The sequence below is a fragment of the Mycobacterium sp. PS03-16 genome (assembly GCF_004570325.1).
Taxonomy (GTDB): domain Bacteria; phylum Actinomycetota; class Actinomycetes; order Mycobacteriales; family Mycobacteriaceae; genus Mycobacterium.
In genome coordinates, this window is record NZ_SPQO01000002.1 from 25990 (window position 1) to 49553 (window position 23564).

A 23564-nucleotide genomic window follows, 5' to 3' on the forward strand; every position below is an offset into this window, starting at 1 on the left:
ACAGTCACGGTCGGACAGTGTGACACGCAGGAGCGCGGATGTGGGGGCTACGTCCGGGCCCGGCGATGCCGTTGGAGCGGGCGCACCGACCGGCTCTAGAGGGTCAGCCCCGGGTAGAGCGGGTTGGCGGCCAGCATCTCGGCCGCCGCGGCGTGCACCCGCTCGGCGGTGCCGTCGGCCAGCGTGTACTTGGCCTTGGAGAACCCGGTCGGGCCCGTCGCATTCGGCTGGGTGTTCTTCAGGACGTCGACGACCAGTTCGGCCACCCGGTCGAACTCGGCGGCGCCGAACCCGCGCGTGGTGAGCGCCGGTGTGCCGAACCGGATTCCGCTGGTGTACCAGGCGCCGTTGGGGTCGGCGGGGATCGAGTTGCGGTTAGTGACGACGCCGGCGTCGAGCAGTGCGGACTCGGCCTGCCGGCCGGTCAGCCCGAAGCTGGTGACGTCGAGCAGCACGATGTGGTTGTCGGTGCCGCCGGTGACCAGACGGGCGCCACGCTTGGTGAAGCCCTCGGCCAGCGCCTTGGCGTTGTCGGCGACGCGCTGCGCGTAGGCCTGGAACGACGGCTGGCGGGCCTCGGCGAGGGCGACCGCCTTGGCGGCCATCACATGGGACAGCGGTCCGCCGAGCACCATCGGGCAGCCCTTGTCGACGGCGTCGGAGTACTCCGGCTGGGCCAGCACCAGGCCGCCGCGCGGACCGCGCAGCGATTTGTGCGTGGTGGTGGTCGTGACGTGGGCGTGCGGCACCGGATCCTCGTCGCCGGTGAACACCTTGCCGGCCACCAGGCCCGCGAAGTGCGCCATGTCGACCATCAGCGTCGCGCCGACCTCGTCGGCGATCTCGCGCAGCTTGGCGAAGTTCACCCGGCGCGGGTACGCCGAGTAGCCGCCGACCAGGATCAGCGGTTTGAACTCGCGCGCCGCCGCGGCGAGCGCGTCGTAGTCGAGCAGCCCGGTCTCCGGGTCGGTGCCGTAGCTGCGCTGGTGGAACATCTTGCCGCTGATGTTGGGCCGGAAGCCGTGGGTGAGGTGACCGCCGGCGTCCAGCGACATCCCCAGCAGCCGCTGGTTGCCGAGCTTGTTGCGCAGCGTCTCCCAGTCGGCTTCGGACAGGTCGTTGATGTGCTTGGCGCCCATCTCGGCGAGCTCGGGCGCCTCGACGCGGGTGGCCAGGATCGCCCAGAACGCGACCAGGTTCGCGTCGATGCCGGAGTGCGGCTGGGCGTAGGCGTACGGCGCGCCGAACAGCTCGCGGGCGTGTTCGGCGGCCACGCTCTCGACGACGTCGACGTTCTGGCAGCCGGCATAGAACCGGTGGCCGATGGTGCCCTCGGCGTACTTGTCGCTCAGCCAGGTGCCCATGGTCAGCAGCACCGCCGGCGAGGCGTAGTTCTCGCTGGCGATCAGTTTGAGCGAATCACGCTGGTCGGCAAGTTCTTTGCGGGTCGCCGCGGCGATGCGCGGTTCGACCGACTCGATGACCTGGAGCGCGGCCCGGTAGGCGGCGCTCGCGGTGTCGGCGTACTCGGCGCCGGGGGCGGCGGCCGACGCGGTCACGGGCTCTGCAGTCATGCTGACCAGCCTACGACGCCGTCATACCGCCGACTTCTGCACCATGGTCGTTTTCGGGCGGTTCGAGCAGCCCCCGGGCAGAAATCGGCGCGGCGTGGCTCAGGCGGCCCGCAGCGCCGACGGGATCAGCGGCTCGTCGAGCAGTCGGCCGAACCGCTCGGTGAGCCCGACCCCGGCCGGCCGGTCGTCGAGCCAGCCGCGCAGCAGCCGGTAGCCCTCGACGTAGGTGCTGGTGTAAGCCCGCCACAGCGGCGACGACAGGAACCGCAGCATCTGCCGGGCCCGCTCGTCGTTGACCAGCAGCCACCGCTTGAGGAATGCGACGACGTCGTCGACGTCGCGGTGTTCGTCGTGCAGCATCAGCGCCGCGTCCTGGCGCACATCGGCCAACGCGGCGGTCGCCGCCGACACCGCCTCGGCACGGGCGCCGTCGAACCGCAGCCCCAGATCGGCGTAGATCTCGGCCGCCCAGTCCCCCCACGACGGTCCGACGACGGCGTAGAGCGCGAGGTCGGCCAGGCCTTCGGCCATCAGGCACTGCGGAGTGTTGACCAGGAAGATCGTCTGCTCGGCCTGCCCCTTGCCCGCCACCAGCCCGGCTTCTTTGCGGCAGTGCTCGGTGTGGTGGCCGGGATAGGACTCGTGGGCCACCAGCCGCGGCAGGTTGGCCATCTGCTGTTTGAGGTCGGCGTTGACCGCGACCGTCGAGGTGTAATCGCCCAGGTAGTAGTTGAAGCCCGACCACGGCTTGTCGGTGACGACCTCGTAGGTGATGGTCTCGGTGTCGGGCAGCGGGTAGGTGGCGCGCACGCGGTCGCGCAGGGCACTGGAGAACGCGTGGATGCACTCCTCGAGCCGGGCGGGCGGGATCTCGTCGGCCGTGCGGTGGGCCTGGATCCGGTCGGCGAGCGGGCCGCTGCCGCCCAACGCCTCGTCCAGGGCGAGGTGCGCCTGCCGGTAGGCGTCCGGATCACCCTTGGCGATCCGCACGTCGAAGTAGGCCTCCACCTCGTCGACGAAACCGACCTCCTGGCCTGCGAACTTGCGGCCGGCCAGCGCCAGCGCCCGCAGGTGCGCGGTCAGGTAGTCCGCGCGAGTCTCGTCGAAGCCGCCGGTGCGCGGGGTGGCCGGCACCGCGGCCAGCAGCCGCTCGGCCTGCCGGGCGAGGCCGGCGGGATCGGGCGCCGGTTCGTCGGCCACCAACCTGCGCAGTGCGGGGTCGCCGGTGAAGGAGTCGACGTAGCCGTCCTCGACCCGGTCGAAGCGCAGGCCGAGAAGCAGGTACTCGCGGATCAGGGTGTCGGGCTCCATGACCGCCACGCTAATCGGGTCGCCCCCAACCGTTCACCTCGGAGCCGGTACTGCAAGACTGACTGCCATGGCGCGGCTGAGCGAACCGAGCCCCTATGTCGAGTTCGACCGCACCCAGTGGCGTGCGCTGCGGATGTCGACGCCGCTCAAACTCACCGAGGACGAGCTGCTCAGGCTGCGCGGCATGGGGGAGAAACTCGACATCCTCGAGGTCGAGGAGGTGTATCTCCCGCTCGCGCGGCTGATCCACCTGCAGGTCGCGGCCCGGCAGCGCCTGTTCGCCGCCACCGCGGAGTTCCTGGGTGAGCCGCAGCAGAACCCGGACCGGCCGGTGCCGTTCATCATCGGGGTGGCCGGCAGCGTCGCGGTCGGCAAATCCACCACCGCCCGCGTGCTGCAGGCGCTGCTGGCGCGGTGGGGCAACCACGCCCGCGTCGACCTGGTCACCACCGACGGCTTCCTCTACCCCAACGCGGAGCTGTCCCGCCGGAACCTGATGCACCGCAAGGGCTTCCCCGAGAGCTACGACCGCAGGGCGCTGATGCGCTTCGTCACCGCGGTGAAGTCGGGAGCCGACGTCGCGTGCGCCCCGGTCTACTCGCACCTGCTCTACGACATCGTGCCCGGTGAGGAGCAGGAGATCCGGCACCCGGACATCCTGATCCTCGAGGGCCTCAACGTGTTGCAGACCGGGCCGGCGCTGATGGTGTCGGACCTGTTCGACTTCTCGGTGTACGTCGACGCGCGCATCGAGGACATCGAGGGCTGGTACATCTCGCGGTTCCTGACGATGCGCTCGACGGCGTTCGCCGACCCGGCGTCGCACTTCCACCACTACGCGACGCTGACCGACGAGCAGGCCGTGTTCGCCGCACGCGACATCTGGCATTCGATCAACCGGCCCAACCTGATCGAGAACATCCTGCCGACGCGCCCGCGGGCGACGCTGGTGCTGCGCAAGGACGCCGACCACGCGATCAATCGGTTGCGCCTGCGCAAGCTCTGACCCCCGCTTGTCTCGCGAGCAGACGCAGAAGTGCCCCGAAACGCCGGTTTCGGGGCACTTCTGTGTCTGCTCGGCGGGGAATTACCGCGTCATCCGCCGCCATCCGACGTACTGCAGTTCGGCGAACACCAGCGTGTACACCCCGGTCGCCAGGGTGAGCACCACCCCGAGGGTCGTCATGGTCCACACGTCGGTGACCACGACGGCGACCGCGGCGACCGTGTAGGCGACGTTAGCCGCGATCACCACGGGCCCGGCCCGGCGGACCGACGGCAGCGTCGAGAGCGCGAACACCACGACGCCGTAGCCGATGAAGAACGCGGCCAGCGAGTACTCGATGGCGGTGGTGGTGCCCGACACCTCGGCGAGCCAGCCCGCCAGCGGCAGCGCCGCCACGCCGGCGAGCCCGGTCAGGATCGCGTCGGCGCGCATCGCGGTGCGCAGCAGCCAGTCGGTGGCGGTGCGGGAGGTGGTCAGGACGGTCATCATCTCTCCTTCTGGTGGGTGGATCACTGAGGACGACTGAGGGCCGGATGCGGGGCGTCACGCCCAACCTCGAAACAGCGGCGCCCCGCACCGGCGGCGAGGGATCACGCCAGACGGCGCACCCCGAGGTACTGCAGGAAGGCGAAGGCGATTGTGACGGCGGTGAACGTGACCGTCATGACGACGCCGGCCGGGGTCAACGGCAACCAGCCGCCGATCAGCACCACCGCGACGGCGACCGCGAACGCGACGTTGCCGACGGCCACGCCGACTCCGACGCGCCGGACGTCGGCCACCGCGGCGAGCACGTAGAGCAGGGCGCCGTAGCCGACGAGCGCGGCCCCGCTGATCCACTCGGCCGTCGGCGTGAGGCCGGACAGCCGCGCCAGCGGGTCGGCGGTCATCGCGACCAGCAGGCCGAGCGCCGCGCACAGGGTGGCGTCGGCGCGCAGGGCGAACCGCAGCAGCGAGTCGGTGGAATCGGACAGCGGGCGGGTGACGATGGCGGTCATCTCGGCTCCTCGGCGTTGAGGTCGGCTCGGACACCACCAACGCTGCGCCCAAGGCACTGCCAGATCGACGCCGAACGCTGCCAACTACTGCCAAGCGCAGGTCAGGACCATGAAGTCAGTCGCGCGTGGCCACCAGATCGCTGCGCAGATCGGCGGCGATCACCCGCGCCGCGGCGTTCTGCCAGTTGTGCAGCGAGCGCTGCGGCACCTCGGTCACCAGCCACTGCCATGCGCGGCGCGCGACCGGATCCAGGCCCGCGGGTGTCGCGTTCTGGGCGTAGGCCCGCACGCCCGCGACGTAGGGGAAGTAGAGCGCGTTGTAGTGCCGCCACTGCTCGGTGGTGCCGAAGTCGCCGCCGCCGCGCGGTTTGAGCCGGTCGATGCGCTCGGCCAGCAGGGCGCGCAGTTCGTTGGCCCGCTCCAGCGGCTGGTCGGGCGCGCCGCGGGCGGCCAGCCGGCGGTCGATCACCGGCAGCGCCGTGAGCGGGCTGGCCACCAGTTTGGACAGGTCGCCGTAGTGGCCGAGCGCGCGGCGGGTGAGCCGGGCGAACGTCTCGTCGTCGACGTCGTCGAGCGGATTGCTCGACCGCAGCGGCAGCGCGGCTTCGGTGCGGCGCAGCGCCGCCCGATCGGCCCGCAGATCCGGTGACCGGGAGAACGCCAGCCGGTCGAGCAGCCCGGCCAGCGGGTCGGCGAGCACGTTGATCGCGATCGCCACCGCCAGGCTGGTGAACATCAGCACCATCAGCGTCGTGTGCGGGCCGGTGAACGCCATCCCCAGCAGCACCTGACCGCCGAACAGCACCGCCACCACCGTCGTCGCGACGAATGAGCGGCGCATGTCCGCACGCAGCGCCTGCCCCTCGTCGAACGCATCCCAGATCGCCACCGCCACCCCCAGCAGCGCCACGTCGAAGCCGGTCGACGCCAGCGCCAGCCAGCTCGGCACCAGGCCGAGCGGGATGATCAGGATCGCGTTGCCGAGCGCGAAGAACAGCGTCGCGATGACCAGGAAGCCCACCACCGGAACTGGTCTGACCCCGTGCCGCACCGCCCGCACCATCGCCCCCAGCGAGGACACCGAGATCGCGGCGAACATCACCCAGTGCCCGGTGCGCAGCGGCCCGTCGACGCTGCCGGCCAGCGCCGCGCCCACGAACGCGACCGCGGCGACGGCGGCGATGACAGAGAGCTCGCCGGCCCGGCCGCGCCAGGTGTCGGGCGGCCGGGACAGCTCCAGCAGCACGGCGAACCACGCGATCCCCGGCACCACCACCAGGTAGACCTCGAGCCCGGCCAATTCCTCGGCGCCACTGACCACGCGCACCGCGTCCAGCGCGACGACGGCGGCGAAACTGGTCAGGCCGACCGCGGCCAACACGAGCACAGGCTTACGGGGGTCGCGGGCCAGCAGATACAGACCCAGCCACCAGCTCAGCGCGAAGACCACCGCCGACAGCGCAGCCATGCTCCCAGTGTGGCACGCGCCACGCGGCGCTCAGATGCCGTATCGGCGGTGGCGCAGCGTGTAGTCGCGCAGCGCGCGCAGGAAGTCGACGCGGCGGAAGGCCGGCCAGTACGCCTCGGTGAACCACATCTCCGAGTACGCGCTCTGCCACAGCAGGAAGCCCGACAGCCGCTGCTCCCCCGACGTGCGGATCACCAGGTCGGGGTCGGGTTGTCCGGAGGTGTACAGGTTTTCGCTGATGGCCTCCGCGGTGACGGCCTCGATGAGCTGGTCGCCGGTGGCGCCGTCGGCGAGCCGCTTTCCGAGCAGCGCGCGGACCGCGTCGACGATCTCCTGCCTGCCTCCGTAGGCGACGGCCACGTTGACGTGGAATCCGGCAGCGGCCTCGGTCTGCGTGGACTCGACCGCGTCGCGCAACCGCCGGGCCGGCTCCTCGCCGAGCAGTTCCAGGTCGCCGACGGTACGCACGCTCCACCGATTGGCCGGCGCGCAGATCTCCTCCACCACGCCGGTGATGATCTCGATCAGCTCGGCGAGTTCGTCGGGATCGCGCTGCAGGTTCTCCGTCGACAGCAGGTACACGGTCGCCATCTCGATGCCCGCGGCCTGACACCAGCGCAGCATCTCGGCGATCTTCGCCGCACCGACGCGGTAGCCGTAACTGACGTCCTCGTGACCGGCGTCACGCGCCCACCGCCGGTTGCCGTCGCACAAAACCGCAATGTGGCGCGGCAGTTGTGATTTGGACCGCGTCAGCTCCTGACGCAACCGCATCTCATACAGCCGGTATGCCGGCTCCTTGAGACGCGGGGGAATGATGTCCATGGAGATCCAGACTACTGTGGCGCCCGGGAGTGCCATGTGAGTTGATGGAGGTGCGATGACATCGTCCACGCCCACCAACGCCGACAGGGCGTCCCTCGGCCGGCGTGACGCCGAGGACTTCCCCGAGGCGGTCGCCGAGGGCGTCGCCAATTTCATCGGCAAGCCCCGCGCCCGCGGGTGGATCCACGTGTACTCGGCGGTCGTGGCCGTCATCTGTGGCGCCACACTGGTGTCGGTGTCGTGGGCGGTCGAGTCCACCCGCGCCGGCATCGCGACGCTCATCTACACGCTGACCATCGTCGCGATGTTCGCGGTCAGCGGCACCTATCACCGGGTGAACTGGCGCTCCCCCACGGCCCGCAAGTGGATGAAGCGCGCCGACCACTCGATGATCTTCATCTTCATCGCCGGCAGCTACACCCCGTTCGCGCTGCTGGCGCTGCCCTCGCAGAACGGCATGGTGCTGTTCTGGATCGTGTGGGGCGGCGCGATCGCCGGGGTGCTGCTCAAGTGCTTCTGGCCGTCGGCGCCGCGCTGGGTCGGCGTACCGCTCTACATTCTGCTGGGTTGGGTGGCGGCCTGGTTCATCGGCCCGATCATGGAGGGCGCCGGGGTGGCGGCGGTGGTGCTGCTGATCGTCGGCGGCGCGCTCTACAGCATCGGCGGGGTGCTGTACGCGCTGAAGTGGCCGAACCCGTGGCCGACGACGTTCGGTCACCACGAGTTCTTCCACGCGTGCACGGCGGTCGCGGCGATCTGCCACTACATCGCGATGTGGTTCGCGGTCTTCATGTGATTTCGGTGCAGTCGGTCGCGGCCGGCGCGACCAACTACACCGAAATCACATCGTCTGGACCCCAGTAGGCCTTCATCGACGCGATCAGCCCGTCGCCGGTGAACGTCATCACCTCGATCGGCTCGATGCGCACCTTGGTCTCGCCCATCGTGACCGTGATGGCGAAGACGAACGCCGCCTCATGGCCGCCCGACCGGAAGCTCAGCAGCTCGGTCTGCACCTCGGCGCCCGCGGTCGCCCCGTAGAACCCGGCGATGGCCTGCCGCCCGATGTGCACCTCGCCGCCGCCGACCGGATCCTCCAGCGTGGCGTCCTCGGCGTACAGCGCGGCCACGTCCTCGGCGGTGCCGCTGACGACGGTGTCCAGGTAGCGCTGGACGATGGCCTTCGGGTCCACGGTCATGGCCCGCAGGCTACACGGCGACGCCGAGCGCGGCCGCGAGTTCCTCGCCACCCGTGACTGGCAGGTCGCACGTCCGGCCGCGGCACACATAGGCGGCGTCGGCCCCGCCGACGCGGTCGCGGCCGGCCAGCAGTTCCGAGGAATCCATCGGTCCGCCGACCACCATCGCACCGCCCGGCGCCAGTCGGCGCGCGAGGCGCAGCAGCTCGGACTGCGCCGGGTCGCAAGCCACCGCGATCTGGATCGGGCCGCGCACCGCCGCCTCGGCGACCGCCAGCCAGTGCCCGCCGGAACGTGGCGCGCGTTCGAGGATCGGCGCGGCCGCGGCGAGCGTCGTCTCGGCGGCCTCGGCGTAGCGCTCGGCCCGCGCCGCCGGCGCCAGGTGCGCGGCCATCTGCAACGCCTCGGCGATCGACGATGCCCCCGACGGGGTCGCGCCGTCGAGCGGGTCGGCGGGGCGCAGCATCAGCTGTTCGGCGTCGTCGGCGGTGTCGAACCACCGTCCCGGCCGCTGCGGGTCGGCGAAGTGATCGAGTGCGAGGTCGACCAGCGCCAACCCGGCGTCCAGCCACGACGGCTCTCGGGTCGCCGTGTACAGCGTGAGCAGTCCGGTGGCCAGCGCGGCGTGGTCCTCGAGGATCGCGGCGCTGTCGCCGACGCGTCCCCCGAGGCTCGCGCGGCGCAGCCGGCCGTCGACCAGGTGCAGGTTCAGCACGGACCGTCCGCACGCCTCGGCGGCAGCGAGCAGGTCGGGCCGGTCCAGCGCCACCGCGGCGTCGGCCAGCGCGGTGATCGCCAGCCCGTTCCACGCGGTGACGACCTTGTCGTCGCGGCCGGGTTGGGGGCGGATCGACCGCGCCGCCGTCAACGCCGCGCGGACCCGCTCGAACCGGGCCGGGTCGTCGGGGTCGGTGAGCAGCTGCAGCACCGACGTGCCGTGCTCGAACGTGCCGGCGTCGGTGACGGTGAACAGGTCGGCCGCCCAGCGGGCGTCGTCGGGGTCGAGTACCTCGCGCAGCTGCGCCGGGGTCCACACGTACGTCAGGCCCTCGACGCCGTCGGTGTCGGCGTCCAGCGACGAGGTGAACATGCCGCCGTCGCCCAGGTCCTCGATGAGGAAGCGGGCCGTCTCCCCCGCCACCCGCACGGCGAGCGGGTCGCCGGAGCGGCGGGCCCAGTGCGCGTAGAACCGCAGCAGCAGCGCGTTGTCGTAGAGCATCTTCTCGAAGTGCGGGACCACCCAGGCGTTGTCCACGCTGTAGCGGGCGAAGCCGCCGGCCAGCTGGTCGTAGATGCCGCCGCGGGCCATGGCGGACCCGGTGCGCTGCGCGGCGGCCAGGGCCGCCGCCGAGCCGGTCCGTTCGTGGTGCCGCAGCAGCGCCTCCAGCAGCGCCGAGGGCGGGAACTTCGGCGCACCCCCGAACCCGCCGCGTACGGTGTCCTCGTCGCGCAGCACCCCGGCCACGGCGGAGTCGCACAGTGCGGGACGCACCGGTTCCCCGCCGCCGGGGAGCCCGCCGGCCATCTTGCGCAGTTCGCCGGCGATCTGATCGGAGGCGCTCTCCACCTCGCCGCGGCGCTGGCGCCACGTGTCGGCGACCGCGGCGAGCAGCTGCAGGAACTGGGGCTTCGGGTAGTAGGTGCCGCAGAAGAACGGGCGCCCGTCGGGAGTGAGGAAACACGTCATCGGCCAGCCGCCCTGACCGGTGAGCGCGACGGTGGCGTTCATGTAGACCGCGTCGAGGTCCGGCCGCTCCTCCCGGTCGACCTTGATGCAGACGAAGTCGGCGTTCATCGCCGCCGCCACTTGGGCGTCCTCGAACGATTCGTGGGCCATGACGTGACACCAGTGGCACGCCGCGTAGCCGATCGACAGCAGGACCGGCACGTCGCGGGCGGCGGCCTCGGCCAGCGCCTCGGGCGTCCACTCCCGCCAGTGCACGGGGTTTCCGGCGTGCTGGCGCAGATACGGGCTGGTCGACCCGCCGAGTTCGTTGCCCGCGGGCTCAGCCGGACTCACGCGCGGACTTCCCGGTGTTCGGGGTGTCCGGGTCGGCGTCGAGTTCCACGGTGCCGTCGTCGACGGCCTGATCCGGTTCGGGATGCTCGGGGTCGAAGGACTCCGGCAACCGCTTGAGGTGCTTGTTCATCGACCACACCAGCAGGAACACCGCCACCAGCAGCGCCGCCACGACCAGCAGGCCGAACGGGCTGGCCTTGCCGAAATCGGGCCCGGTGTCGCGGGGCTGTTCCTGGGCGAACAGCTCCGTGGCGACCAGCAGGGCGTCAGTCATCGTCGACCTCGATACCGGCGAACAGGTCGGTCTCGGGGAGGGTGACCGGGACGCGGGAGCGGGCCAGCTCGTACTCCTCGGTCGGCCAGAGCCGTTCCTGCCACTCCATCGGGGTGGCGAAGAAGAAGCTGTTCGGGTCGATCTGGGTGGCGTGGGCGCGTAGCGCGTCATCCCGCCTCGGGAAGTACTTCGCGCACTCCACCCGGGTGGTGACGCGCTTGTCGAAAATGTCCTTGTCCGGGTCCCAGTGCTCGAGCCACTTGGCGAACGGACCCTCGAGGCCGTGCTTGCCGAACTCGTCCTGCAGGAGCTGCATCCGCTGCCGCAGGAACCCGTGGATGTAATACAGCTTCGAGACGTTCCACGGCTCGCCCGCGTCCGGGAACATCCGGTAATCACCGGCCGCCTCGTACGCCGCCAGCGACACCTCGTGGCAGCGGATGTGGTCCGGGTGCGGGTAGCCGCCGGTCTCGTCGTAGGTGGTCAGCACGTGCGGTTTGAACTCGCGGATCACCTTCACCAGCGCCTCGGTGGGGCGCTCCAGCGGCTCGAGCGCGAAACACCCCTCGGGCAGCGGCGGCAGCGGGTCACCCTCGGGCAGCCCGGAGTCGACGAACCCCAGCCAGTGGTGCTCGACGCCGAGGATGTCGGCCGCCTTGGCCATCTCGTCGCGCCGGATCTCGGCCATCCGGCCGTGCACCTCGGGCAGGTCCATCGCCGGGTTGAGGATGTCGCCCCGCTCACCGCCTGTGAGCGTCACCACCATGACGCGGGCGCCCGCGTCGGCGTACTTGGCCATGGTCGCGGCGCCCTTGCTCGACTCGTCGTCGGGATGCGCGTGCACCGCCATCAACCGCAGTTCATTCATCTCTTCTCATCTAACTACGGCGTCATCGCGTCTATGCCCCGGGCCGGTCGGCGTCCGGGCTCGTCTTCGAGGTCGCAGCCGTTGCGCTCTATAGTTCCAGTCCTGTCCCAGCTCTACGACCGACGGGCACCCCTAACGCCATGATCGAACGTCCCGCCGCCCGCTACGGGCGGCAGCGGTTGTCGACCCGGTCGCGCCGGCTGCTGCTGGCCGCGCTCGCGGTGCTGGTCGTGGCGGCCGGGCTCGGGGTGGCCGTGATCGCCTCCCAGCGGTTCGGAGGCCAGGAGGTCGAGGGTGAGTTGGGCGCCTACCGGCTGATCGACGAACAGACCGTGGAGGTGACGGTCAGCGTCACCCGCGAGGACCCCTCACGGCCGGTGGTGTGCATCGTGCGGGCCCGCTCGAAGGACGGCAGCGAAACCGGCAGGCGCGAGGTGCTGGTCGCTCCGTCGGAGCAGGCGACGGTGCAGGTGACGACGGTGGTCAAGACCAGCCGGCCGCCGGCGGTGGGCGACGTGTACGGGTGCGGCACCGACGTCCCGCCCTACCTGGTGGCGCCCTGACCGCACCGCACAACAAACGCCGAACTGCGAATTCGTGAAATTCCGGCGGTACCGCGGTGGTACCATCGACTGGTACACGGTTCCGGCTGGGGCCGTGTATTGCTGCATTTACGCGCATCTTCGCGACGGGGGAGGCGGCAATACACGCCACGAGTCCCCGGCCAGACCCCCACATGACTTTCGTACGCGAAACACAGCGCGAGACAACGACGACAGGAGCGCGACAGACATGACTGATACCCAGGTCACGTGGCTGACCCAGGAGTCATACGACCGGTTGAAGGCGGAGCTCGATCAGCTGATCGCCAACCGTCCGGTCATCGCCGCCGAGATCAACGACCGGCGTGAAGAGGGCGACCTGCGCGAGAACGGCGGCTACCACGCGGCGCGCGAGCAGCAGGGCCAGGAAGAGGCCCGCATCCGTCAGCTGCAGGAACTGCTGAACAACGCCAAGGTCGGCGAATCGCCCACGCAGTCCGGTGTCGCGCTGCCCGGTTCCGTGGTGAAGGTCTACTACGACGGTGACGAGAGCGACACCGAGACGTTCCTGATCGGCACCCGTGAGCAGGCCGTCAACGACGGCAAGCTCGAGGTGTACTCGCCGAATTCGCCGCTCGGTGGCGCGCTGATCGACGCCAAGGTGGGCGAGACCCGCACCTACACCGTGCCCAGCGGCAGCACCGTCCAGGTCACGCTGATCAGCGCGGAGCCCTACCACTCCTGACGCGCCGGCGCCGCCGGTCGCCGGATATTGTCCGGCTATGGCGCAGATCGCAGAGGAACTGCTTCTGCTGCTGCTGGACAACGCCGCCGCGCAACCGGGCCTGGACAAGGCCCGGCGCGATCGGGTGCTGACCGCGGCGGTGTTGTTGGACCTGGCGCATGCCTGTGTGATTCGGCCCGCCGTCGACGGTGACCCCGTCGAGGCGGGCCGTCTCATCGCGTTGACCCCGCAGCGACCCCTGGACCCGGTGACCGAGCCGGCCTTCCGTCTGCTGCAGCGCCGGCCGCTGCGCCCGCAGGCCGCGATCGACAAGCTCCGCCGCACCACCGAGGAGACCCTGCTCGGGCACCTCGAGCGCAGCGGGCAGATCACGCGGGTCCGGTTGCCGGGCAACCGGTTCGGCAAGACCTACGCGTGGCCGCTCACCCACCGCGAACGTGTCGCGCACGCCCGTTCGCAACTGCTCTCGGCGCTGTTCGACCGGCGCCCGCCCGCACCGCCCACCGCGGCGGCGATCACGCTGCTGCACGCGGTCGACGGACTCGGCGCGCTGCTGAGCCTCAACGACCGCGGCTGGCGCTGGGTGCACGGCCGCGCCGGCGAGATCGCGATGGGCAGTTGGGTCGACGAGCAGCCGACGGGCCTGGCCGAGGTGAACCTCGCCGTCACCGCGTCGGCAGTGCGGTCAGCGCTGGCCTAACGCCTGCTCGAGGTCGGCGATCAGATCGGCGGCGTCCTCGATGCCGACCGACAGCCGCACCAGGTCCTCGGGCACCTCCAGCTGCGACCCGGCCGTCGAGGCGTGGGTCATCGCACCGGGGTGCTCGATCAGCGACTCCACTCCCCCGAGCGATTCGGCGAGGATGAAAAGCCCTGTGCGCGCGCAGAAGTCGCGGGCGGCCTGGGCGCCGTCGCGCATCCGCACCGAGACCATGCCACCGAAGCCGCTCATCTGGCGGGCCGCCACCTCATGGCCGGGGTGTCCGGGCAGTCCCGGGTAGAGCACCGACGAGATCGCGGGATGGTCGGCGAGGAACTCCGCGACCTTCATCCCGTTCTCGCTGTGCCGCTGCATCCGCAGCACCAACGTCTTGAGGCCCCGCATCGTCAGGTAGGCGTCGAAGGGGCTGGGCACCCCGCCGGACCCGTTCTGCAGGAACGCGAATGCGGCGTCGAGCTCCTCGTTGTCGGTCAGCAGTGCGCCGCCGACCACATCGGAGTGGCCGCCGATGTACTTGGTGGTCGAGTGCAGCACGATGTCGGCGCCGAGCAGCAGCGGCTGCTGCAGCGCCGGGGAGGCGAATGTGTTGTCCACCAACACCTTCGCGTTGTTGCCGCCGGCGATCTGCGCGATGCCGGCGATGTCGGCGATCGACAGCAGCGGGTTGGTCGGCGTCTCCACCCAGATCAGCCGGGTCTCCGGCGTGATCGCGCCGCGCACCGCGTCGAGGTCGGACAGCGCGACCGCGGTGTAGGTGATGCCCCACTGGGTGAACACCTTGTCGATGAGGCGGAAGGTGCCGCCGTAGGCGTCGTCGGGGATGACGAGATGGTCGCCGGGGCGCAGGAGCGCCCGCAGCGCGCAGTCGGTGGCGGCCATGCCGGAGGCGAACGCGCGGCCGAACCGGGCTTCCTCCACCGCCGCCAGCGCCGACTCCAGCGACTGGCGCGTCGGATTGCCGGTGCGGGCGTACTCGAAGCCGCCGCGCAGCCCGCCGACGCCGTCCTGGGCGAACGTGGAGCTGGCGTAGATGGGGGTGTTGACCGCACCGGTGGAGGGGTCCGGGGCGTACCCCGCGTGGATGGCCTTGGTGGCCAGCCGGTGGCCCTTGCGCTGTTCACTCATAACACCGCCGAGCCTAGCGAAACGCGGTGTAGGAATGGAGCCATGACCGTGCGTATCGACGACCTGCTGGACACCGAGGCGATGCTCGCGCCCGAGGAGCGCGAGCTGCGCCAGACCGTGCGCCGCTTCGGCGAGCAGCGGCTGCGGCCGCATGTGGCGGAGTGGTTCGAGGCAGGCGAGGTCCCGGTGCGTGAGCTGGCCTCGGAGTTCGGCAAGCTCGGGCTGCTCGGCATGCACCTCGAGGGCTACGGCTGCGGCGGCTCGACGGCCACGGCGTACGGCGTGGTCTGCCAGGAGCTCGAGGCCGTCGACAGCGGACTGCGCAGCATGGTGTCGGTGCAGGGCTCGCTGGCGATGTTCGCGATCCACCACCACGGCAGCGAGGAGCAGCGCACGCAGTGGCTGCCTGCGATGGCCACCGGCGACGTGATCGGGTGCTTCGGCCTGACCGAGCCGGACTTCGGCTCCAATCCCGGCGGCATGCGCACCACCGCCCGCCGCGACGGCTCGGACTGGATCCTCAACGGGTCGAAGATGTGGATCACCAACGGCTCGGAGGCCGACATCGCGATCGTGTGGGCGCGGGCCGAGGAGGGGGTGCTGGGCTTCATCGTGCCGGCGGGCACCGAGGGCTTCACGGGGCGCGAGATGAAACACAAGCTGTCGCTGCGCGCGTCGAACACCTCCGAGCTGCACCTCGACGACGTGCGGCTACCCGCCGACGCTCAGCTGCCGCAGGCGCGGGGGCTGTCGGGGCCGCTGGCCTGCCTGTCGGAGGCGCGCTTCGGGATCGTGTTCGGCAGCGTGGGCGCCGCGCGGGACTGCCTGGAGACGACGCTGGACTACGTCGGCAGCCGCGACGTGTTCGACAAGCCGCTGGCGGCCTACCAGCTGACCCAGGCCAAGATCGCCGACATGGCCGTCGAGCTGGGCAAGGCGCAGCTGCTCGCGCTGCACCTGGGCCGCCTGAAGGACGAGGGACGCATCCGGCCCGACCAGGTCAGCTTCGGCAAGCTCAACAACGTCCGGGAGGCGCTGAAGATCGCCCGGCAGTGCCGCACACTGCTCGGCGCCAACGGCATCACGCTGGAGTATCCGGTGCTGCGGCACGCCAACAACCTGGAGTCGGTGCTGACCTACGAGGGCACCTCGGAGGTGCACCAGATGGTCATCGGAGAGGCGCTGACGGGCGTCAGCGCCTTCCGCTGATCCGTCGTTACTGCGTGTAGGGCTGGTGCTGCGGCGCGGCCGGGGACTGCTCGGTCGGCACGCACACCGTCGTCATGATCTTGTCGGCCAGCGTCTGACGCTTGCGGTCCCACAGCGGGAACAGGTAGCCGATGTAGCAGATGACGGCGTCGACGAAGTGGGCGATCTGGCGCACGATCGACATGCCGAATCCGATCGGCTGCCAGGTCTTCTCACTGACCACCTTGAACTTCATCACCGACTTGCCGATGCTCGACCCGGTGGTGCCCTGGCGGTAGCCGTAGTTCCAGATCACGTAGGCCAGCGTCAGCAGCGAGGTGAGGGCCAGCACGATGGAGCCGACGGCGGAGAACGAACTCGCGCACGAGCCGCCGTAGCCGTATTCGCTGTCGACGCAGACGGTGTCCCCGGTGCCGAACGCGATGCCGTAGCCGATGCCCTGCAGGATCAGCACGGGGACGTAATCGATGATGAAGGCCAGCACGCGGGTGAACCACGACGTGTAGGCGTCCTGCGGCAGCACCTGCGCGGGCCCGGTCGGGCCGAAGCCGCTGAATTGCGAATAATTGCCCTGCGGCCCACCGGGATAGCCCGACGGCGGCATATTGCTCTGCGGCGGAGGCGGGTAGCTGCCGCCGCCGGGCGGCGGAGGCGGCGGGTAACCGCCGGGCGGGGGCGGCGGGTAGCCGGATTGCGGCGGCGGCGGATAGTTACCGGGTGATGCCGGCTGATCGGTCATCGGTGTGCTCCTCTTCTCCTAGAGAGCGTGGTCGCCCGCCTTGGGCACGTCTAGATGTATAGCGATCGGAACGGCTCGAAGGGCAGATTTCGCATGAGGAACCAAACCAGCACGACGGTGAGGGTGATCGCCGCCGACCACCGGTGATGCTGCCAGCTCCGGATTCGCCGGCCCGTCAGCCGGCCGTAGGTCCAGGCGACGTACGCCCACAGCAGCAGAACGACCGCGATCGCCGCAACGGCGTTGAAGCGCAGCGCGGCGGCGACATCGAAGTGCATCAGCGAGTACGCCATTCGAAGCGCACCGCAACCGGGGCACGCGATGCCGAACAGCGCCCTGGTCGGGCAGACCGGTAACGGCCCGCCCGGAACTGTCGGGTCGCCGACCCAGAGCGCGACACACGCACATCCCGCCAAGGCGGCCACACCGAGTGGCGCGCCGAGGCGGAACTGCACGAGCGTGTGCCGCAGGGTCATCAAGCGATCAGAAGGTTCCCACGCTGGCCATGCCGCCGATCAGCGCCAGGATCACGTAGACGACGATCACGACCACACCGGCGATGGCGCCCCACATGGAGTACTTCTTGGCGTCCGCCGCGGACTTGTGTGCCTCGTCGTAGCGGCCCTGTGCCCACAGCCCCGACACCTGAGTCGACTTGATGATGGCCACGATGCCCAGCGGAAGACAGCACAGAACCGTCGCCAGGATGGCCCACACGAGATTGTTGTCCGGCGGCGGACCCTGCGGCTGGAATCCCGGTGCGCCGAATCCCGGTGGGCCGAATCCCGGTGCCGGATATCCGCCACCCTGCGGCGGCGGAGGCGGCGGGTATCCACCGGGAGGCGGAGGCGGGTAGTTGCCGGGGGGCTGTGGCGGTTGTTCAGTCATGAACGCCTTCCGATGTGACCGTCAGCTGGAGATGAGCCAGCTAACAGTACCCAGGAAGCCGTAGCGCACAAGGGTTTCGGAACCGATCTTCACCGCGACGAAACGTCGCGCCGACCTGCGTTCGTTTTCGTGCCCGCGCTACCGCCGCGTGTTGCCGTCGGAGAGGAAACCGAGCAGATCGTGGCGGGTGAGCACGCCGACGGGTTTGCCCTCCTCGACCACCATCACCGCATCGCATTCGCGCAGCGTCTTGGCCGCTGTGCTGACCAACTCACCGGCGCCGATCAACGGCATGGGCGGGCTCATGTGCTCGGCGACGGCGTCGGCCAGCTTCGCCCGGCCCTCGAACACCGCCGAGAGCAGCTCCCGCTCGGAGACGCTGCCGGCCACCTCGCCCGCCATCACCGGCGGCTCGGCGCCGACGACCGGCATCTGCGACACCCCGTACTCCCGCAGGATCCCGATGGCGTCGCGCACGGTCTCCGACGGATGGGTGTGCACCAGGTCGGGCAGCGCACCGGACTTGCGCCGCAACACATCTCCGACCGTCGGCTGCTCGATCGAGCCGTCGAGGCGGTTGCGCAGGAAGCCGTAGGACGACATCCACGCGTCGTTGAAGATCTTCGCCATGTAGCCACGCCCGCCGTCGGGCAATAGCACCACGACGAGCGCGTCGGGACCCGCCTTGACCGCGACCTCGATGGCGGCCACCACGGCCATGCCGCAGGACCCGCCGACCAGCAGCGCCTCCTCGCGCGCCAGGCGCCGTGTCATCTCGAAGGAGTCGGCGTCGGAGACCGCGATGATCTCGTCGGGCACCGCCGGGTCGTACGCCGACGGCCAGAAGTCCTCACCGACGCCCTCGACGAGGTACGGCCGGCCCGTGCCGCCCGAGTACACCGAACCCTCCGGGTCGGCGCCGACGATGCGAACCTGCCCGCCGGAGACCTCCTTGAGGTAGCGGCCCGCGCCGGTGATGGTGCCGCCGGTGCCGACGCCGGCCACGAAGTGCGTGACCTTCCCGTCGGTGTCGGCCCAGATCTCCGGACCGGTGGTCTCGTAGTGCGACTCGGGCCCCATCGGGTTGGAGTACTGGTCGGGCTTCCAGGCGCCCTCGATCTCGGCGACCAGGCGGTCGGAGACGCTGTAGTAGCTGTCCGGATGGTCCGGCGGCACGGCCGTCGGGCACACCACGACGTCGGCGCCGTAGGCCTGCAGCACGTTGCGCTTGTCCTCACCGACCTTGTCGGGGCAGACGAAGACGCACTTGTAGCCGCGCTGCTGGGCCACCAGCGCCAGGCCGACGCCGGTGTTCCCGGAGGTCGGTTCGACGATGGTGCCGCCCGGTTTGAGCTGCCCGCTGGCCTCGGCGGCGTCGATCATCTTGACCGCGATGCGGTCCTTGGAGCTGCCGCCGGGGTTGAGGTACTCGATCTTGGCGACGACGGTGCCCGCCCCCGGGGGCACCACCGAGTTCAGCTGAACCAGAGGGGTGTTACCGATGAGCTCACTGACGTGCCGGGCGATCCGCATGACTCCATCGTGTCAGGCCGCCCGAATGGTCACCAGGTGGCCTCTCGGATGTACTCGCCGATCTGGCGCAGCGAGCGCGTCGCCTCGGACACCATGGGCGCGCCCAGCTGGAACACGTGCATCTGACCGGGCCACACCCGGACCTCGACGGGCACGCCGGAGGCGGCCAGCAGGCGCGCGGCCTTGCGGGCGTCGCTGATCAGCACCTCCGAGCCCGACACGTGGATCAGCGTGCGCGGCAGCCCGGGCTCGATGTGGTCGAGCGGTTCGTAGATCTTCTCGGGCTGGCCGTTGATGATGTTGTTCTTACCGGCGTGCTCGATCAGCTCGATCAGCGCGGTGAACGCCTTGGCCGGGAACATCGCGTCGCTGCGCACGTTCGGGTGGTTGGCCCGCGCGGTGTTGTCGATCTCGAACAGCGGCGACATGGTCACGACCGCGGCGGGCGTCTCGGGCTGCAGATCGAAGTGGAGCTTCTCGGCCAGCGCGAGCGACAGGTAGCCGCCCGCCGAATCGCCCGCGAGCACGATCTGGTCGGGCTCGTAGCCCTTGCGCCGCAGCCACTGGTAGGCGTCGTAGCAGTCGTCGACGGCCTGGCCCACCGAGTTCTTCGGGATCATCCGGTAGTTGACCACCAGCACGGGGCTGTCGGCGTACTTGGACAGCGCGGTCACCAGCCGGCTGTGCGAGTTGGCGCCGCAGGTCAGGAAGGCTCCGCCGTGGGCGTAGAGGATCACGCTGCGCTTACCGTCGGCCGGCAGCACGCCGGGAGCGCGGACCAGCTGGGCGGTGCAGTTGGGCAGCGAGATGGTGGCGCGGATGGTGCCGGGCACCGGGCGCAGGACGCGGCAGGCGAAGTCGACGACGCCCCACGGCCACGGCAGTTTCGGCGCCAGGCTACCGATGGTCAGAGTTGGCTTGATCGTCATCAGCGCAGCCAGCGCCATGACTCGCGCGGCGATGCTCGGCCCGTCCTCGTGTACCTCGACCGGCGCACCGTCGCTAACCGGGAAACGCGGCTTCTTATGCGGCCCAGCTGCGCGAATGCCAGCATACGAAGAGCTGGGAACCTTACTCGGTGCGGTCATCGCCACCACCTTCTACGCCGTTGTAGTGCGGGTTGCTCAGCTACTCAGCCAATCTCCGTAACTTAGCTTCGCATCTGTAACCGGTATCACAATGGTCTAAACAAATTTGACCCCGGAGTTGATACCGCACTGTGATCGGCGGTTCAGATTCGCCACGCCGTCGGTCCCTAGACTGGTTCTCGTGGGCTTCCATGCACCGCGTCGGTCGACCGTCGCCCTGGCGGCCGCGGCCACGCTCGCATCCACCGCGTATGTCGGAGCCCGCAACCTGCTGACCGGACAGGCCGACCAGGCCCGCCAGGTGATCCCGAAGGCGTGGGACGTCCCGCCACGGGCGGACGGCGTCTACTCCCCCGGCGGCGGACCGGTGCAGCGCTGGCAGCGGGGTGTCGAATTCGACCTGCACCTGATGATCTTCGGCGATTCCACCGCCACCGGGTACGGCTGCCGGGTGGCTGACGAGGTGCCCGGGGTGCTGATCGCCCGCGGCCTGGCCGAACAGTCCGGCAAGCGGATCCGGCTGAGCACCAAGGCGATCGTCGGAGCCACCTCGAAGGGGCTGTCCGGGCAGATCGACGCGATGTTCGTGGCCGGCCCGCCGCCGGACGCCGCGGTCATCATGATCGGCGCCAACGACATCACCCGGCCCAACGGCATCGGCCCGTCGGCGCGGCGGCTGGGCGCCGGGGTGCGCCGGTTGCGCGCGGCTGGCGCGGTCGTCGTGGTCGGCACGTGTCCCGATTTCGGCGTCATCACCGCGATCCCGCAGCCGCTGCGCTGGGTGACCCGCAGCCGGGGGTTGCGGCTGGCACGCGCTCAGGCGAACGCGGTGCGCGCCGAGGGCGGGGTGGCGGTGCCGTTCTCCGATCTGCTGGCGCCTGAGTTCTACCGGCAGCCCGAGGTGTTGTTCTCCGAGGACATGTTCCACCCGTCGGCGGCCGGGTACGCGCTGGCCGCCAGCCAGTTGCTGCCCGCGCTGTGCGAGGCGCTGGGCGAGTGCGGTCCCGACGGTGCGCCCGCCGACGCGCTGCGCACCCGCGCGGCCGACGTCAGCACGCTGGTGGCCAAGGTCGCCGGCATCACGCGACTGTGGCGTCGCACCACCGGGGTGCCCGCACCCGTGGTGTCGTCGGCAAGCTAGGTTCACAGCTATTCGCAGCCGACTGAGGAGCCGTCATGCCTGAAGCCGTCATCGTCTCGACCGCGCGTTCGCCGATCGGCCGCGCCAACAAGGGCTCGCTGGTCGACATGCGGCCCGATGACCTCGCCGCCCAGATGGTGCGCGCGGCGCTGGACAAGGTGCCGTCGCTCGACCCGCACGACATCGACGACCTCATCATGGGCTGCGGGCAGCCCGCCGGTGAGTCGGGCTTCAACATCGGCCGCGCGGTGGCGGTGCAGCTGGGCTACGACTTCATGCCCGGCACCACCGTGAACCGGTACTGCTCGTCGTCGCTGCAGACCTCGCGGATGGCGTTCCACGCGATCAAGGCCGGCGAGGGCCACGCGTTCATCTCCGCCGGCGTGGAGACGGTGTCGCGCTTCGCCAAGGGCGCCGCCGACGGCTGGCCCGACACCAAGAACCCGCTGTTCGGTGAGGCGATGGCGCGGTCCGACCAATCCGCCGCGGGCGCCGACGAGTGGCACGACCCGCGTGAGGACGGCGCGCTGCCGGACGTGTACATCGCAATGGGCCAAACGGCGGAGAACGTCGTGCTGCACACCGGGATCAGCCGTGAGGACCAGGACCACTGGGGCGTGCGGTCGCAGAACCGCGCCGAGGAGGCCATCAACAGCGGTTTCTTCGACCGCGAGATCTCGCCGGTGACGCTGCCGGACGGCACGGTGGTGAGCAAGGACGACGGGCCGCGCGCGGGCACCACCTACGAGAAGATCAGCCAGCTCAAGCCGGTGTTCCGGCCGAACGGCACGGTCACCGCGGGCAATGCGTGCCCGCTGAACGACGGCGCCGCCGCGGTGGTCATCATGAGCGACACCAAGGCCCGGGAGCTGGGGCTGACGCCGTTGGCGCGCATCGTCTCGACCGGTGTGAGCGGGCTGTCGCCGGAGATCATGGGCCTGGGCCCGATCGAGGCGTCGAAGAAGGCGCTGGCGAACGCCGGGATGAGCATCGGCGACATCGACCTCTACGAGATCAACGAGGCGTTCGCGGTGCAGGTGCTGGGCTCGGCCCGCGCCCTGGACATGGATCTCGACAAGCTCAACGTGTCCGGCGGCGCGATCGCGCTGGGGCATCCGTTCGGCATGACCGGCGCCCGCATCACCGCCACGCTGCTCAACAATCTGCAGACTCACGACAAGCAGTACGGTCTCGAGACGATGTGCGTGGGCGGCGGCCAGGGCATGGCGATGATCATCGAGCGCCTCAGCTGATTTTGCGTTGTCTCTGTACACAGATCGCCGGTTGGCGTGTTTTCACGATCTGTGTGCAGAGTCAACACGCGCGTAGCCGCCACGCCCGCTGCACCCGGTCCAGCACGTCGGACTCGCGAGTGCGTGCCGCAACGCGTACAACGTGCCAACCGACCGCTGCGATGTCCTCCAGGCGTCGAATCTCGTAGGCGAAGAGTTCCTTGGTCGTGCGGTGGTGATCGCCGTCGTACTCGGCGGCGATCATGGTGTCTTCCCACCCCATGTCGAGGTAGTACCTGCGGGCACCGTCGGGGCTGAGCACCGGAATCTGGGTGCGCGGCCGCGGATATCCGGCGCGGATGAGCAGCAAGCGCAGCCACGTCTCCTTCGGCGACTCGGCCCCGGCGTCCACGAGGTCCAGCGTTGTCTCGAGTCGGCGTAGACCCCGGGTGTGCGGATGGCGCATCGCGAGCTGTTGCACGTCCGCCACGTCGAATCGGGTGGCCCGGGCCAGGGCGTCCAGTCGTGCGACTGCTTCGTCGACCCTGCGTCTCCCGATGTCGAAGGCGGTGCGGTCGACCGTGGTCACGGGAAGACCGCCGAGGAGGCAGCGTTCGGCATCAGGAAGCGACGCGGCGTATGTTCGCAGGCCCTCAGGCGGTCGGCTGCGATTGAGGATCATCTCGATGGGCTCGGTGTCGTCAACCCATTTGGCGCCGTGGAGTGCGGACGCGGTCAACCCCGCGAGGACTCCCCGCCGCTGAGACCAGAGCCAGGCGGCCCTCGCGCGCTCGCGCAGCGTCAGTGTGGCGTCGCGGCGGACGTAGACGTTCGGGAAGACGGTGCGGAACTGCGCGCGCAATTGGTGCTTACGGACCAGGCCCGCGTGCAGTGCCTCCGTGCCGACGAAGGGTTGATCGAGCATGACGGCAGATTCGGGCGGTGCACCGACGCGTTCACCCGTTGACTTTGCAGACAGATCGCCGAATGTGGACGAATCACGATCTGTGCACAAAATCAACGTCAACAACACCCAACAAACAGAAAGCCCGGCACCA

The 23564-nt window shown here is 70.0% G+C and carries 25 protein-coding genes; 8 read left to right on the forward strand and 17 right to left on the reverse strand.

The genetic code is table 11. The features are described 5' to 3' along the window. Positions 1 to 95: 95 nt before the first annotated feature. Together E4P42_RS01645 and E4P42_RS01650 are read right to left on the reverse strand one after the other, a co-directional pair. Positions 96 to 1574: a glycine hydroxymethyltransferase gene (locus E4P42_RS01645; RefSeq protein WP_135122625.1), complete on the reverse strand. Its 1479-nt coding sequence runs from the start codon at positions 1572 to 1574 to the stop codon at positions 96 to 98. A gap of 99 nt (positions 1575 to 1673) precedes the next feature. Next, positions 1674 to 2885 carry a DUF885 domain-containing protein gene (locus tag E4P42_RS01650; RefSeq protein WP_135122626.1) on the reverse strand — a complete coding sequence of 404 codons (1212 nt, stop codon included), beginning with the start codon at positions 2883 to 2885 and terminating at the stop codon, positions 1674 to 1676. 67 nt (positions 2886 to 2952) lie between these two features. On the opposite strand from E4P42_RS01650, the gene coaA reads away from it, so the two are divergent. Continuing rightward, on the forward strand, positions 2953 to 3891 hold the full coding sequence (gene coaA, locus E4P42_RS01655; protein WP_135122627.1) for a type I pantothenate kinase: 939 nt from the start codon (positions 2953 to 2955) through the stop codon (positions 3889 to 3891). Positions 3892 to 3972: 81 nt separating this feature from the next. On the opposite strand, the gene E4P42_RS01660 is transcribed toward coaA, so the two are convergent. From E4P42_RS01660 to E4P42_RS01675, 4 genes are all read right to left on the reverse strand, one after another. After that, on the reverse strand, positions 3973 to 4377 hold the full coding sequence (locus E4P42_RS01660) for a hypothetical protein (RefSeq protein ID WP_135122628.1): 405 nt from the start codon (positions 4375 to 4377) through the stop codon (positions 3973 to 3975). 104 nt (positions 4378 to 4481) lie between these two features. Further along, positions 4482 to 4889 (reverse strand): hypothetical protein, encoded by a 408-nt coding sequence (locus E4P42_RS01665; RefSeq protein ID WP_135122629.1) that lies wholly within the window; start codon positions 4887 to 4889, stop codon positions 4482 to 4484. A gap of 115 nt (positions 4890 to 5004) precedes the next feature. Beyond that, a complete protein-coding gene (locus E4P42_RS01670; RefSeq protein ID WP_135122630.1) occupies positions 5005 to 6357 on the reverse strand; it encodes a hypothetical protein in 1353 nt (450 codons plus the stop codon). A gap of 30 nt (positions 6358 to 6387) precedes the next feature. After that, complete coding sequence (locus E4P42_RS01675; protein ID WP_135122631.1) at positions 6388 to 7182, reverse strand: (2Z,6E)-farnesyl diphosphate synthase; 795 nt, start codon at positions 7180 to 7182, stop codon at positions 6388 to 6390. 55 nt (positions 7183 to 7237) lie between these two features. Here E4P42_RS01675 and E4P42_RS01680 point away from each other — a divergent pair, with 55 nt between their 5' ends. Further along, the gene (locus E4P42_RS01680; protein ID WP_135122632.1) at positions 7238 to 7978 is read left to right on the forward strand and encodes a hemolysin III family protein; all 741 of its coding nucleotides are present in this window, start codon (positions 7238 to 7240) and stop codon (positions 7976 to 7978) included. A 34-nt stretch (positions 7979 to 8012) separates the two neighbouring features. On the opposite strand, the gene E4P42_RS01685 is transcribed toward E4P42_RS01680, so the two are convergent. The 4 genes from E4P42_RS01685 to mca are packed head-to-tail and all read right to left on the reverse strand — an operon-like array spanning position 8013 to position 11543. Further along, positions 8013 to 8381 (reverse strand): nuclear transport factor 2 family protein, encoded by a 369-nt coding sequence (locus E4P42_RS01685; RefSeq protein WP_135122633.1) that lies wholly within the window; start codon positions 8379 to 8381, stop codon positions 8013 to 8015. Positions 8382 to 8391: 10 nt separating this feature from the next. Continuing rightward, on the reverse strand, positions 8392 to 10401 hold the full coding sequence (locus E4P42_RS01690) for a thioredoxin domain-containing protein (protein WP_135122634.1): 2010 nt from the start codon (positions 10399 to 10401) through the stop codon (positions 8392 to 8394). Next, a complete protein-coding gene (locus E4P42_RS01695) occupies positions 10388 to 10675 on the reverse strand; it encodes a hypothetical protein (protein WP_135122635.1) in 288 nt (95 codons plus the stop codon). The genes E4P42_RS01690 and E4P42_RS01695 overlap by 14 nt, the downstream gene beginning before the upstream one ends. Next, the gene (gene mca / locus E4P42_RS01700) at positions 10668 to 11543 is read right to left on the reverse strand and encodes a mycothiol conjugate amidase Mca (RefSeq protein ID WP_135122636.1); all 876 of its coding nucleotides are present in this window, start codon (positions 11541 to 11543) and stop codon (positions 10668 to 10670) included. The genes E4P42_RS01695 and mca overlap by 8 nt, the downstream gene beginning before the upstream one ends. Positions 11544 to 11683: 140 nt before the next feature. Here mca and E4P42_RS01705 point away from each other — a divergent pair, with 140 nt between their 5' ends. The 3 genes from E4P42_RS01705 to E4P42_RS01715 all read left to right on the forward strand — a co-directional run bounded on the left by E4P42_RS01705 (position 11684) and on the right by E4P42_RS01715 (position 13530). Beyond that, entirely contained in the window at positions 11684 to 12106 is a 423-nt protein-coding gene (locus E4P42_RS01705; RefSeq protein WP_135122637.1) for a DUF4307 domain-containing protein, read from the forward strand. A 229-nt stretch (positions 12107 to 12335) separates the two neighbouring features. Next, complete coding sequence (gene greA, locus E4P42_RS01710; protein WP_135122638.1) at positions 12336 to 12830, forward strand: transcription elongation factor GreA; 495 nt, start codon at positions 12336 to 12338, stop codon at positions 12828 to 12830. 37 nt (positions 12831 to 12867) lie between these two features. Beyond that, the gene (locus E4P42_RS01715; RefSeq protein WP_135122639.1) at positions 12868 to 13530 is read left to right on the forward strand and encodes a GPP34 family phosphoprotein; all 663 of its coding nucleotides are present in this window, start codon (positions 12868 to 12870) and stop codon (positions 13528 to 13530) included. On the opposite strand, the gene E4P42_RS01720 is transcribed toward E4P42_RS01715, so the two are convergent. Next, entirely contained in the window at positions 13516 to 14676 is a 1161-nt protein-coding gene (locus E4P42_RS01720) for a cystathionine gamma-synthase (RefSeq protein WP_135122640.1), read from the reverse strand. The two genes, E4P42_RS01715 and E4P42_RS01720, sit on opposite strands and share 15 nt — an antisense overlap. Before the next feature lie 42 nt (positions 14677 to 14718). Between E4P42_RS01720 and E4P42_RS01725 the strand changes: the two genes are divergently transcribed. Continuing rightward, a complete protein-coding gene (locus E4P42_RS01725) occupies positions 14719 to 15885 on the forward strand; it encodes an acyl-CoA dehydrogenase family protein (RefSeq protein WP_135122641.1) in 1167 nt (388 codons plus the stop codon). Positions 15886 to 15892: 7 nt separating this feature from the next. Here the strand turns inward: E4P42_RS01725 and E4P42_RS01730 are convergent, their stop codons facing one another. From E4P42_RS01730 to E4P42_RS01750, 5 genes are all read right to left on the reverse strand, one after another. Then, positions 15893 to 16624 (reverse strand): RDD family protein, encoded by a 732-nt coding sequence (locus E4P42_RS01730; protein WP_135122642.1) that lies wholly within the window; start codon positions 16622 to 16624, stop codon positions 15893 to 15895. Between the two features lie 50 nt (positions 16625 to 16674). Beyond that, positions 16675 to 17100: a DUF2752 domain-containing protein gene (locus tag E4P42_RS01735; RefSeq protein ID WP_135122643.1), complete on the reverse strand. Its 426-nt coding sequence runs from the start codon at positions 17098 to 17100 to the stop codon at positions 16675 to 16677. A 7-nt stretch (positions 17101 to 17107) separates the two neighbouring features. Then, positions 17108 to 17512, reverse strand: coding sequence for a CD225/dispanin family protein (locus E4P42_RS01740; protein WP_135122644.1), 405 nt, complete (start codon positions 17510 to 17512; stop codon positions 17108 to 17110). A gap of 138 nt (positions 17513 to 17650) precedes the next feature. Beyond that, entirely contained in the window at positions 17651 to 19045 is a 1395-nt protein-coding gene (locus E4P42_RS01745) for a cystathionine beta-synthase (protein WP_135122645.1), read from the reverse strand. Between the two features lie 29 nt (positions 19046 to 19074). After that, positions 19075 to 20133 carry an alpha/beta hydrolase gene (locus tag E4P42_RS01750; protein ID WP_135122646.1) on the reverse strand — a complete coding sequence of 353 codons (1059 nt, stop codon included), beginning with the start codon at positions 20131 to 20133 and terminating at the stop codon, positions 19075 to 19077. A 181-nt stretch (positions 20134 to 20314) separates the two neighbouring features. Here E4P42_RS01750 and E4P42_RS01755 point away from each other — a divergent pair, with 181 nt between their 5' ends. Further along, a complete protein-coding gene (locus tag E4P42_RS01755) occupies positions 20315 to 21274 on the forward strand; it encodes an SGNH/GDSL hydrolase family protein (RefSeq protein ID WP_135122647.1) in 960 nt (319 codons plus the stop codon). Between the two features lie 35 nt (positions 21275 to 21309). Next, positions 21310 to 22527 (forward strand): acetyl-CoA C-acetyltransferase, encoded by a 1218-nt coding sequence (locus E4P42_RS01760; RefSeq protein WP_135122648.1) that lies wholly within the window; start codon positions 21310 to 21312, stop codon positions 22525 to 22527. Between the two features lie 61 nt (positions 22528 to 22588). On the opposite strand, the gene E4P42_RS01765 is transcribed toward E4P42_RS01760, so the two are convergent. Next, positions 22589 to 23431, reverse strand: coding sequence for a hypothetical protein (locus tag E4P42_RS01765; protein WP_135122649.1), 843 nt, complete (start codon positions 23429 to 23431; stop codon positions 22589 to 22591). Between the last annotated feature and the right edge of the window lie 133 nt (positions 23432 to 23564).